Here is a 12,866-nt window from a genome sequence, read left to right as displayed (position 1 = left end):
ATTTATATTTCCTTAGCGCCTTTTTGCACACTGCGGATGAACAATACACCAGTGTTGCAGGCAATTTCTATCGTACGGCCATAATTACCGCCCGTGTCTTCCGCAATTAACGGAATTTTCAAATGCTCAAGAGCAAGTTTACAAGATTCAACATTACGAGGCCCGATCCTCATGGTGTCGCTCCCCCCGGCAAAGGCAAACATTTGTGATCCTCCTGCCATCTTGGCTACGATCCGACTCCGAACCGCACCAAGCTCCAGCAAACGGGATAAGAGCTCCGGCACTGCAGTATCTGCAAACTTAGCGATGTTTAATTGCCCTTCCCTAGCAATCTCAGAAGTAGGGAGCATCACATGCGCCATTCCCGCGAGTTTTTTTCCAGGGTCAAACAATGTCAATCCCACGCAGGAGCCAAGACCTGTTGTACGAATCAAACTATCCTGGCTTCCAATGTTAAGATCTGCCATCCCTACTTTAATGATGCTTTGTTCTTCAATCATTTTCAAACGGAACTCCTAGCGATTTGAAGATTTTCGGGAATGATTCCGGATCGGGAATAAGGAAAAATTGCCCTTCAATTTCGTTTTTCCCCTCAAAAAAGGTAGTATCGATCAACAATGCATCGTCACCCATTTGCCCAAATTGCAGCAAACCGTAGCTTAGGATGGCTCCAGCCATATCCATAGCAAGTGCAGGAACTGTTGGATACATAGAAAGTGAGGTAAAGTCTGCAAGAGAAGATAGGTACGATCCTGCTAATATATTTCCAATTTCACTCAGCGCGGAAAGTTCCATTTCTCCAAGTTCTTGGTCACTCAAAATCTCGATGCCTGCAATGCGACTGAGTAAGTTCAAAGCGGCTTCCGGGGAAAGTATGAAAAACAGGTTGCCCGGAGCTTCTCCCTCCACACGTAAGAAAACTGCATATACTAGTTCTTCAGCTCCACCAACTTTGTCCGTAATCTCTTCAAAGTTGAGAAGCTGTACCTTGGGAACAGCCATATCAATCGGCTTATTCAAGAGCTGTGATAATGCGGTGGCTGCATTCCCAGCTCCAATATTCCCGACTTCCTTAAGCACATCCATTTTAAAATCCTTATAGTGCTTAAATAATTCCACAGGTTAGCCCTCTAGGCTTTCTAATTGAACGATTTCGCCTTTGTTAAGCACTTCTGACAGATTAAGCATAATCAGCAAGCGCTCTTCACCTATCTTAGCCACCCCATCTAAATACTTCGCTTTGATGCCGCCAACAACATCTGGAGGTGTATCGATAGAATCCCTGTTCAAATCTATTACATCATTTGCTGAATCTACAATGAAACCTACTTCCATTTCATTAACAGATACGATAATTACACGTGATTGATCTGTTTGCTCCGCCTCTTCGATCCCAAAGCGGCCTCGAAGGTCAATCACAGGGATAACAACACCACGTAAATTAATTACACCCTTGATAAACGAATACGTTTTAGGCACACGAGTTATTGGCATCATGCGCTCAATGGTTTGTACCTTCTCAACTTCGATACCGTATTCCTCTGAACCTAATTTGAACACTATCACTTTAATATCTTCAGCCATGGAACGAACCTCCCTGTTCTATCCTAGTTATTTAATAAAAGCGTTCGGATCAATAATAAGTGCGACTTGGCCATCTCCAAGTATCGTTGCGCCAGATATCCCTTGAATTTCAGGTAAATATTTACCCAGATTCTTGATAACGATCTCGTTCTGACCAATAAAATCCTGTACAGCTAAGGCTACAAGACGTTCTCCCTTACGTACAACTACGATCTCTGTCTCTTCTTCAGTACTCTCATCATAATCAGGTACCGAAAATAGACGACTTAGAGAAACTAGTGGAATATGAGAATTCCGGAACTCTATCATTTTGTTGCCATGAATCGTACGGATTTGAGTGTTCTGCACGATTCCAGTTTCCACAATAGAGGATAAAGGAATGGCATACTTCTCAGAACCCAATCGAATAAGCATGGCTGCAATAATAGATAGAGTAAGTGGCAACTGAACTGAAAAATTCGTACCTTTGCCTGGTGAAGAATAGATCGTTACATTACCACCCAGGGAAGAAATCTTAGATTTTACTACATCCAGTCCTACGCCACGACCTGAGACATCAGAAATAACTTCTGCCGTGCTGAAACCTGGTGCAAATAGTAATTGATAAGCTTCATCATCCGTCATATTCTTCGCTTGCTCTTGCGTGATCACGCCTTTTTTCACAGCAGATTTCAAAACCTTCTCTGGATAAATGCCTGTTCCATCTTCCTCAATTTCAATGAAGACATGATTTCCGCTGTGGAAAGCACGTAGATGAACTGTCCCAGTCTCTGGTTTACCAGCAGCAATACGGTCAGCAATGGATTCAATTCCGTGATCAACCGCATTACGCAATAAATGTACAAGTGGATCACCAATTTCATCAATTACCGTCCGGTCAAGCTCTGTTTCGGCACCCGTTACAATTAGATCTACTTTCTTGTCCAGCGACTTAGCTAGATCACGAAGCATACGTGGGAACCGGTTAAATACGGTATCTACTGGAACCATACGAAGCTTCATCACAATATTCTGGAGATCTCCGCTTACTCTGCCCATATGCTCGACAGTTTCCGTAAGATCACCATTCTGAACCTCAGAAGCCAGCTGTTCTAAACGAACTCTGTCAATCAGAAGTTCACTAAATAGATTCATGAGCACATCTAAGCGTTCGATATCTACACGAATCGTACGTGAAGGCGCCCCTCCTGTTTTAGTTGCTCCCGGCTTATTAGCTTCATCTTTGGTAGGCAATGGTTTAGATGCTACTGAAGCAGCTGGAGCTGTTTCCTCTACAGTGGCTGTTGCGGCAACCTCTGACACGGCAGCTGCCGTTTCTTGACCAAGCATTTTCAAGGATTCTTGATCTAGTGCTACTGCTGTTACTTTATCAATCTCAGACAAATTCATAATCATTGCCTGAATCTGATCAGCGTTTTTTTGGGTTATGTAATAGAGTGAGAAGCTTTGGTCAAATTTCTCTTGTTCTATATCTTGAACGGATGGGAAGGATTTAACTACTTCCCCCGAACGTTCGAGCAGATCAAACACCATGTATGCACGTACAGCCTTAAGTTGACAATCCTTACGGATCGTTACGTCCACATACAATGCATGATGCCCTTCCTGAATCGATTGTTCTAGAACAGAAAATTGGAACTCATCTAAATGAATCGGAGTTTCAGCTGCTTGTGCAGCAGGTATATTAGCAGCAGATGCTGTACCGCCTTCAACAGGAATCTCACCCCGTACGATAGCCTGTAGGGATGAGACAATGGCTGATACATCTGCTTTACCTTCGCCACCGCTAGTAATATCCTCAACCATAGACTCTAAGGCATCCAAACTTTTGAATAACGTATCAAAAATGAAATCCTGCATGCGCAGCTTGTTATTACGTACAAGATCTAACACATTCTCCATTTGGTGTGTAAGTGAAGCCAAATCTTCAAAGCCCATAGTCGCTGCCATACCTTTTAAAGTGTGCGCAGAGCGGAATATGACCTGTACGATACTAAGATCCTCAGGATTCGCTTCCAGCCCCATCATGCTCTCGTTCAATGACTGCAGATGATCATTCGACTCATCAATAAACATGGATAAATATTGGTTCATGTCCATAGTAGAGCACCTCCCCTTCGAGTTCGCTTTTCCGTTATTTAACGGCTTGCACTAGCCTTGGAGCAATTTCTTGCAAAGGCAGTACATATTTGACGCACTGCAATTCCACCGCAGATCGCGGCATCCCGTAAACGACACAGGTCTCTTCACTTTCAGCAAATGTTGAGGTAACCCCTGAGTCATAGAGAGATTTCATCATCCTAGCACCATCACTACCCATCCCTGTCATCAGCAACACGTGCCGATCTAGAGATGTGAGTGGAAGCAATGATTCGAATAAAACATCCACTGAAGGTCGGTGGCCATTTCGCGCCTCCTCCTTCGTGAGTACAACTGCATATTGCCCTTTAGATGTTGGGGTAACTTGTAAATGATAGCCTCCAGGCGCAATGTAGGCTGCTCCTTTTCGTAATATCATCCCCTGCTCTGCTTCTAACACTTCTAGCGGACTGAATGTATTCAGACGCTGGGCTAGTGATTTCGTAAAGTTAGGCGGCATATGCTGCACAATGACAATAGGAGCTGGAAAATCCGCTGGAATTTTCTCCAGGAGTACCTTCAGTGCACGAGGTCCGCCTGTAGAACAACCGACAGCAACTAATTTGTGCAAATTCTTGCTACCAACCATTCGATCCGGAGAAAGTCCCGGAGGCTCAGAAGATACCTCCACTAAAGACTCTATCACCGGTTTGGGCGGAATTGGTTTATTCTCTACTTTAGTCTTTGGTTTAGACTTTTCGATTAACGGTGTTTTATCAGAGATGATTGGTTTGGTTGCCTTTTTAGGGATAATACTATCTACTGGCTGTTTCCCCCGAGGTTTTCTCATTCCTTCATCTTTGAGAGAAGATTTAAGTGCTGCCTTGGATTTGTCCGGTAACAATCTAGGTGCAGTCGGCAGTAATGGCTCTAAAGGCGTGATGTCAGGCATCCTAAAAGCAGATGCTCGCGCTTCACGTTGCTCTCGAGCCAACATAGCTTCTTTCATTTGCTCTCTTAGGGATTCCCCTACGCCCGTTATATCCTGGGAATTTGATATTGAAGGTTTACGAATGAAATCAAAAGCGCCCCATTCCAGTGCAAGAATGGTTTCCTTCATGCCCTCTTCATTGATGCCTGACAGCATAATCACTGGCAGCGGATCTGACGCCATTATTATTTTCAGCGCTTCCAGGCCGTTCATCTCCGGCATTTCCACATCCATAGTAACTAGATCCGGCCGAAGTTTATTTATTTTCTCGATAGCCTCGCGACCGTTTGTAGCTGTTGCCGTCACCTGAAAGTCAGCGTCATTTTCAATTAAATCGGAAATGATCTTGCGCATAAATGCAGAATCATCAACAACCAAAACTTTATATGGCTTCATATCATTTCCACCTCTGTTCCAGATTCAGAACAATTATTTACTTCGCTTTAACCATTTATGGATAAAGCCTTTAATACCTTGAACTTTTGTTTCTTTTTTACCATCTATGGTCAAATAACTTAGGGCTAGCCGATGTATATCTTTTGCAGCAACACTGTTTGGAAAAGCCAATGAAAATGGCGTCTGCCTTTTGACAGCCTGCACTACATGGGCATCTGAGCTTATATGACCAAGATAGGAAACATCTAATTGCAAAAAACGACTGGCCGCCATACGGATCTTATCACTTGTCACTGATGCTTCTCTCTCATCACCCGCTTGATTCACAATCAGTTTAAAAGAAATCTCCGGATACGTCCGATTCACAACCTTCATTAATGCGTAAGCGTCTGTTATAGCAGTTGGCTCTGGTGTTGTAACTACTAGGCAATCGTCCGCAGAGGTTATAAACTTCAACGTTTCCTTAGATAATCCAGCACCTGTATCGAACAAAATATAATCCATGCTGTCCGCAATAAGGGCTATCTGGGCTGTGAAATAATTAAGGTCCGATTCCGAAAGAGAAAATAACTCATCCATGCCCGATCCACCAGCTATAAAAGGTAGCCCGTTCGGTCCTAACTGAATAATCTGCTCAATATCCGCTTCTCTTTTTAACAGATGATATAGGTTATACTTCGCCGACACGCCCATTAACACGTCTATGTTAGCCATGCCAATATCTGCATCGAACAGCAATACTCTCTTTCCCATTGCTTTTAAAGTTAAAGCGAAATTAAGTGTAAAATTCGATTTCCCTACGCCACCTTTACCACTACAAACAGTAATGATACGGGCGGATGTTTCCCCTTTTTCAGCTAGTTTAGGCTCCTGACTGGATACAAGCTGTCTCAAGGATTGTGCCTGATCCATCATGATTCACCTGTTCCAAGAAGCATCTCACTAAGTTGTTCTTTGGAAGCCATCAATAAATCGTCAGGTACATTTTGACCATTGGTCATATAAGATAATGTGAGAGGGAAATCATTCAGGACGTTAAAGAGTGGTCCATAACTTCCCGTCTCATCTAGCTTGGTAAAAATAACTTTATCCAGCTTGTACCTGCCGAAATGCTCTGCAATCAATTTCATATCACGGCTTTTCGAAGTTAAGCTGAGTACAAGATAGGTCTCACTTCTTAATTCCTTCGCTAGCAAGCTTTGCAGTTCTGCTACAAGCATATCATTACGATAATTCCGTCCAGCTGTATCCATAATTACAAGATCACAACTCTCCAATCGAAAGAGTGCTCTTTGTAAATCTCCGGGAGATTGTACAACCTCTAGCGGAACATTCAGGATAGCTGCGTATGTACGCAACTGCTCCACAGCTGAAATTCGATACGTATCAGAGGTGATAAAACCAACCTTGCGTCCGTTTTTGAATAGCTGTTCAGCCGCAAGCTTGGCTATGGTAGTAGTTTTTCCTACTCCTGTGGGCCCTGCAATATATACGATTTGGGTATCAGGTGCAATTCCATCAGCGATTCGCCCTGACAGGAATCCATCGAGCTGTTCTTTCAAGGACTCCTGAAATTTCTCAGGTCCCCAAGTACGCCCTTCATCCGCCCAACGTTCGGAGATATTACTGATCCACTCCTCAACAAGGACAGTATCCATCTCCTGCTCAATCAAAAGATCTCTAAGCTGCTGGAGACTATCCGGTAATTCTCTTGCCCCTGAAGACTGCCTCGCGATTCGTTCCATCCAAAGCTTCATATCTCTAATTTCACGAAAAACATCATTCTCCAGCGCCGAGGCAACCTCTGGCGTTTGATCTAACCCTAAAGATTCATATAAGGCTGATACAGAGGTAGTTTCATCTGGATTGGATTCAAGCGATTTCTGATCAGGCTCTGGATGTTTGGTTATCGATTCTTTTACATCAATAGCTTCCGACAAGGCAGCGGCGATTTCCGCAAAGGACCGAGGCTCTTCCGGCTTTTCCAACGTTACAGTAGAAGCAGATGATGAAGATGAAGCTTTTTGGTAAGCTTGCGGGACAGCGCTGCGCGGAATGTTCATCGCAGGCTTCACAGGCTTTTCAGGAGCACTCTCCTTTTGAGCTTTTTCAACAGCCGCTACTACCTCTATTTTTTTCTTTTTAAACAATCCTAAAAATCCGCCAATCTTAATTTCTTTAGTACTTAAAATTACAGCCTCGCTTCCAAGCTCACTACGAATGGAATGCATGGCGTCAGGCATCGTATCGACCACATAACGCTTCACTCTCATAAATTCACCACTCCGACGCTTTGTATTTCAATGTTAGGCTCTAGTTCGCTATAAGACAGTACAGGAATATCCTGCATTGTCCGTTCAATCACCTGCCGCAAATACATACGAATGGTTGGTGATGTGAGTACAATGGGCTGTTGTCCTGACTGCAGCAGTCGATTGATCTGTTCACTTAACCGCTGATAGATCGTTTGAGTCGATGCTGGATCCAATGCCAAATAACTGCCCTGTTCAGATTGCTGCACACTCTCAGAAATTTTCTTCTCTAGGTTAGGTCCTACCGTAATAACTTTCAGAGTCTCTCCAACTTGCGAGAATTGCTGAGTAATCTGTCTGGACAAGGATTGACGAACATATTCGGTAAGAATATCAGGATCCTTGGTGTACGTCCCGTAATCCGCCAACGTCTCAAAAATAGTAACCAAATCCCTGATCGATATTTTCTCGCGCAGCAGCTTGGCAAGTACCTTTTGCACATCCCCAATCGCTAATACCGAAGGAATAAGATCATCAACAAGCACTGGATAATTGTCTCTTAGGTTATCCACCAACATCTTAGTTTCTTGTCGTCCTAACAACTCATGTCCATAACGCTTAATCAGCTCCGTCAAATGAGTTGCAACAACGGATGGTGGATCTACCACGGTATAACCTGACAATTCTGCCCGCTCTTTAACCGATTCGTCAATCCACAACGCTGGAAGTCCAAAAGATGGTTCAATGGTCTCAATACCGTTTATAGATTCATCATCATAGCCTGGACTCATGGCTAAGTAGTGATTAAGTAATAATTCACCGCCGCCGACAGTATTTCCTTTAATTTTTATGACATATTCATTCGGTTTTAGTTGAATATTGTCGCGAATGCGAATAACAGGCACTACAAGACCCATTTCAAGTGCACATTGCCGTCGAATCATGATGATACGATCTAGTAAATCTCCACCCTGACCTGTATCTGCCAAAGGTATAAGACCGTACCCGAACTCGAATTCAATAGGATCTACAGAGAGTAAATTAATTACACTTTCCGGACTTCGTACCTCTTCAATCTGTTTCTCTTCAACAAGCTGCTCTTCGGCAATCTGTTTTCGATTTAAATTTTGTCCCATACTATAGGCTGCAAAAGCCAGTAAACCAGCTAGCGGGAGCGTAGTAATCATATGTATAGGTGTAAAGAGACCTAGAAAAGCAACAGTAACTGCAACAATATATAATAACTTTGGATAGGAGAGTAACTGACCTGTTAATTCTTCTGCCAGATTACCTTCCGATGAAGCTCTAGTAACGATAAGACCTGCTGCAGTCGAAATGAGCAAAGCAGGAATCTGGCTGACTAGACCATCCCCGATCGTCAATACGGAATAAGTAGATAACGCAGTGGAGAAATCCATTCCATGCACAACCATACCGATAATAAATCCACCAATAAGATTGATTAACAGGATAATGATACTCGCAATCGCGTCTCCTTTAACGAATTTACTCGCACCATCCATGGCTCCGAAAAAATCCGCTTCCCGTTCAACATTGCGGCGACGCTCACGTGCCTGTGTTTCATTAATCATGCCTGCGTTAAGATCGGCATCAATACTCATCTGCTTGCCGGGCATCGCATCCAGGGTAAATCTCGCCCCTACCTCAGCTACACGCTCTGAACCTTTAGTAATAACAATAAACTGGACCACTACCAAAATCAGAAACACGATAAATCCAACGGCAATTTGTCCACCGGCGATCCAGCTTCCGAAAGTAGATACCACAGAACCGGCATCTGCGTAAGTCAGGATCAATTTCGTTGTCGAAATGTTTAGTGACAGACGAAACAATGTCGTAACAAGCAATAATGAAGGAAAAATTGAAAATTCGAGCGCATTCTTCGTGTTCATAGCAACTAATATGATAATTAATGCTATTGAAATATTAATAACTAGCAAAACGTCCAAAAGCCAGGACGGGATAGGCAGAATCATCATAAGCACAATACCGATGATGCCTAGCAAAACTGTTAAATCTTTAGCTTTCAATGTCCTAACCCCCCGCCTTATTTCCTCTTACCTTTAAGTTTATATACATATGCCAGCACTTCAGCTACAGCCTGAAACAGATCATTTGGAACGACATCTCCAATTTCTGCTCTTTGGAATAATGCCCGTGCCAGCGGTTTGTTTTCCATAGTCACGACGCCATGTTCTTTAGCCAGCTCCCGTATACGAAGTGCTACATAATCCTGCCCTTTTGCAATAATCTGTGGCGCCTCCATTTTGGAACCATCATATTTTAGCGCAACAGCAAAGTGAGTTGGATTTGTAATAATTACATCCGCGTTAGGAACTTCCTGCATCATACGCTGCATGGCCATTCTGCGTTGGCGTTCCCTGATCTTACCTTTAATTAGAGGGTCACCCTCCATTTTTTTGTATTCATCCTTGATATCCTGCTTAGACATTTTCAGGCTTTTTTCGTGCTCGTACTTCTGATACATAAAATCTAGAAAAGCCATAATTAGCAGGGCAACCCCTATTTTCAAACCAAGACTCATCGTCAGCTTGGCCGCAAACTTAAAAATTCCCTCCGCACTGATATGCGACAGGGATGCAAAGTTCTTCTTTTCTCCCCATAATGTGCTATATACCAGATAAGAAATAATTAGAAGCTTAAATATTGATTTCAGGAATTCTACAAACGAACGCATAGAGAAAATATTTTTGAATCCTTTTATCGGATTAATCTTACTGAACTTAGGAGTAATCCCCTCTCCTGTAGCCATAAAGCCCACCTGCGCCAAGTTGGAAACAAGTGCCATAACAAACGTAATTCCAAGTAATGGCGCTAGCAAAATCAAGATTTGCAAGCCATACTGATTAAATAGCAGCGTTATATTCTCAGGCGTAACGTCCAGCATCATTCGATTCTGAAATACGTCCGTGTATAGCTTCATAAAACGCTCTTTCATAAAACCACCAAACATCATCAAGCTAACTACCGCAGCTAGCAATACAACCGCACCAGACAGCTCAGCACTTTTGGCTACTTGGCCTTTTTTACGAGCATCCTGCCGTTTCTTCGGGGTTGCTTTTTCCGTCTTTTCACCGGCGAAGAGTTGAAGATCTAGTCTATAACGCTTCGTCTTAGGCATAATACTCTCCCCTTACGGTCACCTACGGCTTCTTCCCCATGAGACCCAGTAAATTCTCCATGGATTCGAACATGATTTCGAAGAGATTCTGAAACAACACAGCCAGACCTGGCATCAGCACTAAAAGAAGTGCAATACCTATGATGATTTTTAGAGGAACCCCTATAACGAATACATTATATTGCGGAGCCGTTCTCGCTAAAAAAGCAAGACCAACATCGGTCAGAAACAGTGCAGTTACTAATGGAGCCGACATTTGAAAAGCTAATACAAACGACTGCGCAAATGTTCGGACCAGAAACTCTGACAAACTACCATCAACCATGCGTAGAAATAAATCATTATTCATAGGAATCCATTTATAGCTGTACACAATGGCATCTAGTAAATGGTGATGTCCATTCATACTCAAAAACATTAGCAGGGCTATCATATATTTGAAATTACCGAGAATAGGTGCTGACGTTCCTGTCATAGGATCAATGACGTTGGCAATACCGAAGCCAATCTGAATATCAATGAAAGAACCTGCTGTCTGAATCGCCATAAACATCAAATATCCAATGAAACCTAGCAATAAACCTATTAATACTTCTCTCATAATCAGCAAAATATAACTAAAATCCTGCGGAATCGTAATCCCTGTTCCATTAGCACTAAAGACTACCAATGCTACAAAAAAAGATATGCCAATCTTAAAAGTTGTCGGTACCCCTTGAGAAGAAAATACAGGAACGACAACAAAAAAGGCTGTAATTCGACAAAAAATAAGCAAAAAGACGGGTAAACTTTGCAATAAGGTATCCATGTTCATTGGTTAACCAATATACATATAGAGATTGCCTAGAATTTGGCTAGTAAAGTCAATTAGCTTCGTGATGATCCACGGTCCAAATAGCAATAAAGCCAGCAGTACTGCGACGATTTTTGGAACAAACGCTAGCGTCTGTTCCTGAATCTGTGTCGTAGCTTGAAAGATACTGATTATTAGCCCTACCACCAGACCAAGAATCAGCATGGGAGCGCTGACTTCCAGCACTAAATATACGGCTTGGCTTGCTAGACCGATAATAAACTCCGTACTCAATCCTCATGCCTCCTCTTAAGGTCAGGTGTTAAAACTAAGAAGTAGTGATTTAATGACTAAGTACCAGCCGTCTACCAGTACAAAGAGCATAATTTTAAAAGGTAATGAAATCATGACCGGGGGAAGCATCATCATCCCCATGGCCATCAGCGTACTCGCCACAACAATATCAATAATCAGAAATGGAATGAAAATTAAGAAGCCCATTGTAAAAGCTTTTTTCAATTCTCCAATTGCGAAAGCTGGCACCATCACCGTCAGTGGAATATCACTGTATGTAGCCGGTTTAGCCGATCCCGTATAACCGGTATATTTCATAAATAACAAAAGGTCTTTGGAATTGGTCTGTTTAAACATAAATTCTTTCATCGGATCAGCAGCTTTATCAAAAGCCTCAGTCTGGGTAATCGTCCCCTTCATATACGGCTGTAATGCCGTTTCATTCACTTGCGCCAAAGTTGGCGACATAATGAACAGGGTCAGAAACAGAGCAAGCCCTACCAGCACCTGATTCGGAGGCATGGCCTGAGTACCAAGTGAGGTTCTAACAAAACCGAGCACGATTACAATTCTAGTAAAACTGGTCATAAGAACTAGAAACGCCGGAGCAATACTCAGAACCGTAACGAGAAGAAGAATTGATATGGAACTGGTACCACCGCTTGAACCATCTTCATTACCGACCTGAATATTAACATTAGGTATAGGATCAGCATGTATCGGCCGCATCATAACTATACTAATGAACCCGAACAGCAGAATAGCAAGAATTAGCTTCTTTTTCATAAATTCCTCGACTCATCCTTAGTAACATCATCCCGTAACAGCTCTTCCATTTTCTCTTTTCGCTCTGGTGCAGAACGAAGCTTGGATTGCAGTGTCTCGTAAAAAGATGATGTTTCACTAAGCTCGATTTCTTCTGATGGAACCTCCCCACGCAGCTTAACCTTAACCTTGGCAATAAGCGGTGCGAGAAAATTATTCTGGTTGGAGGACTGATCCTCAAATGCTGCAATGATCAAAGCCACCTCATCCGGATCAGTGACTTTATCCAAGATGGATATGTTCTCACCAATCCCGATTAAGTAAAGGCTGCTTCCCAGTTCAATAACCTGCATCGACTTGTTAGGTCCCAGCCCTACAGCACCAAGCGTTCGAATGGAGCGCCCGCTCATAAAGGTCTGATTACGACGTCCAAGAAAACGGATCAGCAGCACAATAAGTACAATGATTACCGCAAGGACAATAATAACGTTAAGCAAATTCAGCAGGGTGTTATTGCTCCCGAGCGGTTCTGAATTGAGGGGCATGTCT

Annotated in this window: 13 protein-coding genes; all 13 read right to left on the bottom strand. The window is 42.9% G+C overall.

All coding sequences use genetic code 11. The features are described from left to right. Positions 1–2 precede the first annotated feature (2 nt). The 13 genes from MKX60_RS15720 to MKX60_RS15660 are packed head-to-tail and all read right to left on the bottom strand — an operon-like array spanning position 3 to position 12,862. Entirely contained in the window at positions 3–500 is a 498-nt protein-coding gene (locus MKX60_RS15720) for a chemotaxis protein CheD (RefSeq protein WP_076285426.1), read from the bottom strand. Beyond that, on the bottom strand, positions 493–1,086 hold the full coding sequence (locus MKX60_RS15715; RefSeq protein ID WP_371915738.1) for a chemotaxis protein CheC: 594 nt from the start codon (positions 1,084–1,086) through the stop codon (positions 493–495). The genes MKX60_RS15720 and MKX60_RS15715 overlap by 8 nt, the downstream gene beginning before the upstream one ends. Positions 1,087–1,122: 36 nt before the next feature. Continuing rightward, a complete protein-coding gene (locus MKX60_RS15710; RefSeq protein ID WP_076285425.1) occupies positions 1,123–1,584 on the bottom strand; it encodes a chemotaxis protein CheW in 462 nt (153 codons plus the stop codon). Between the two features lie 27 nt (positions 1,585–1,611). Next, positions 1,612–3,684 (bottom strand): chemotaxis protein CheA, encoded by a 2,073-nt coding sequence (locus MKX60_RS15705; RefSeq protein ID WP_076299236.1) that lies wholly within the window; start codon positions 3,682–3,684, stop codon positions 1,612–1,614. Between the two features lie 34 nt (positions 3,685–3,718). Next, positions 3,719–5,050, bottom strand: a complete 1,332-nt coding sequence (locus tag MKX60_RS15700; protein ID WP_076299237.1) for a protein-glutamate methylesterase/protein-glutamine glutaminase — start codon at positions 5,048–5,050, stop codon at positions 3,719–3,721. 33 nt (positions 5,051–5,083) lie between these two features. After that, positions 5,084–5,965 carry a MinD/ParA family protein gene (locus tag MKX60_RS15695; protein ID WP_076299238.1) on the bottom strand — a complete coding sequence of 294 codons (882 nt, stop codon included), beginning with the start codon at positions 5,963–5,965 and terminating at the stop codon, positions 5,084–5,086. After that, positions 5,962–7,323, bottom strand: a complete 1,362-nt coding sequence (gene flhF, locus MKX60_RS15690; RefSeq protein WP_076299239.1) for a flagellar biosynthesis protein FlhF — start codon at positions 7,321–7,323, stop codon at positions 5,962–5,964. Before flhF ends, MKX60_RS15695 begins: the two co-directional genes overlap by 4 nt. Next, on the bottom strand, positions 7,320–9,353 hold the full coding sequence (gene flhA, locus MKX60_RS15685; protein ID WP_042189438.1) for a flagellar biosynthesis protein FlhA: 2,034 nt from the start codon (positions 9,351–9,353) through the stop codon (positions 7,320–7,322). The genes flhF and flhA overlap by 4 nt, the downstream gene beginning before the upstream one ends. A 17-nt stretch (positions 9,354–9,370) precedes the next feature. Further along, entirely contained in the window at positions 9,371–10,465 is a 1,095-nt protein-coding gene (gene flhB / locus MKX60_RS15680; protein ID WP_042189439.1) for a flagellar biosynthesis protein FlhB, read from the bottom strand. A gap of 22 nt (positions 10,466–10,487) precedes the next feature. Then, positions 10,488–11,273, bottom strand: coding sequence for a flagellar biosynthetic protein FliR (gene fliR, locus MKX60_RS15675; RefSeq protein ID WP_042194135.1), 786 nt, complete (start codon positions 11,271–11,273; stop codon positions 10,488–10,490). A gap of 9 nt (positions 11,274–11,282) precedes the next feature. Continuing rightward, entirely contained in the window at positions 11,283–11,552 is a 270-nt protein-coding gene (gene fliQ / locus MKX60_RS15670; protein WP_036688516.1) for a flagellar biosynthesis protein FliQ, read from the bottom strand. Between the two features lie 21 nt (positions 11,553–11,573). Further along, complete coding sequence (gene fliP, locus MKX60_RS15665) at positions 11,574–12,338, bottom strand: flagellar type III secretion system pore protein FliP (RefSeq protein ID WP_042189441.1); 765 nt, start codon at positions 12,336–12,338, stop codon at positions 11,574–11,576. Continuing rightward, complete coding sequence (locus MKX60_RS15660) at positions 12,335–12,862, bottom strand: flagellar biosynthetic protein FliO (RefSeq protein ID WP_042189442.1); 528 nt, start codon at positions 12,860–12,862, stop codon at positions 12,335–12,337. The genes fliP and MKX60_RS15660 overlap by 4 nt, the downstream gene beginning before the upstream one ends. Positions 12,863–12,866: the final 4 nt, after the last annotated feature.

Origin of the sequence: Paenibacillus sp. FSL R5-0914, from assembly GCF_038004525.1 — a bacterium.
Classification (GTDB): domain Bacteria; phylum Bacillota; class Bacilli; order Paenibacillales; family Paenibacillaceae; genus Paenibacillus_AQ.
Note: the sequence above shows the minus strand (reverse complement) of the source record. Positions and strands in the feature narration are given on the sequence as shown.

Excerpts from the sequence above, each read along its gene's own strand:
- MKX60_RS15720 (WP_076285426.1), bottom strand. The coding sequence starts at position 500 with ATGATTGAAGAACAAAGCATCATTAAAGTAGGGATGGCAGATCTTAAC.
- MKX60_RS15715 (WP_371915738.1), bottom strand. The coding sequence starts at position 1,086 with ATGGATGTGCTTAAGGAAGTCGGGAATATTGGAGCTGGGAATGCAGCC.
- MKX60_RS15710 (WP_076285425.1), bottom strand. The coding sequence starts at position 1,584 with ATGGCTGAAGATATTAAAGTGATAGTGTTCAAATTAGGTTCAGAGGAA.
- MKX60_RS15705 (WP_076299236.1), bottom strand. The coding sequence starts at position 3,684 with ATGGACATGAACCAATATTTATCCATGTTTATTGATGAGTCGAATGAT.
- MKX60_RS15700 (WP_076299237.1), bottom strand. The coding sequence starts at position 5,050 with ATGAAGCCATATAAAGTTTTGGTTGTTGATGATTCTGCATTTATGCGC.
- MKX60_RS15695 (WP_076299238.1), bottom strand. The coding sequence starts at position 5,965 with ATGATGGATCAGGCACAATCCTTGAGACAGCTTGTATCCAGTCAGGAG.
- flhF (WP_076299239.1), bottom strand. The coding sequence starts at position 7,323 with ATGAGAGTGAAGCGTTATGTGGTCGATACGATGCCTGACGCCATGCAT.
- flhB (WP_042189439.1), bottom strand. The coding sequence starts at position 10,465 with ATGCCTAAGACGAAGCGTTATAGACTAGATCTTCAACTCTTCGCCGGT.
- fliR (WP_042194135.1), bottom strand. The coding sequence starts at position 11,273 with ATGGATACCTTATTGCAAAGTTTACCCGTCTTTTTGCTTATTTTTTGT.
- fliP (WP_042189441.1), bottom strand. The coding sequence starts at position 12,338 with ATGAAAAAGAAGCTAATTCTTGCTATTCTGCTGTTCGGGTTCATTAGT.
- MKX60_RS15660 (WP_042189442.1), bottom strand. The coding sequence starts at position 12,862 with ATGCCCCTCAATTCAGAACCGCTCGGGAGCAATAACACCCTGCTGAAT.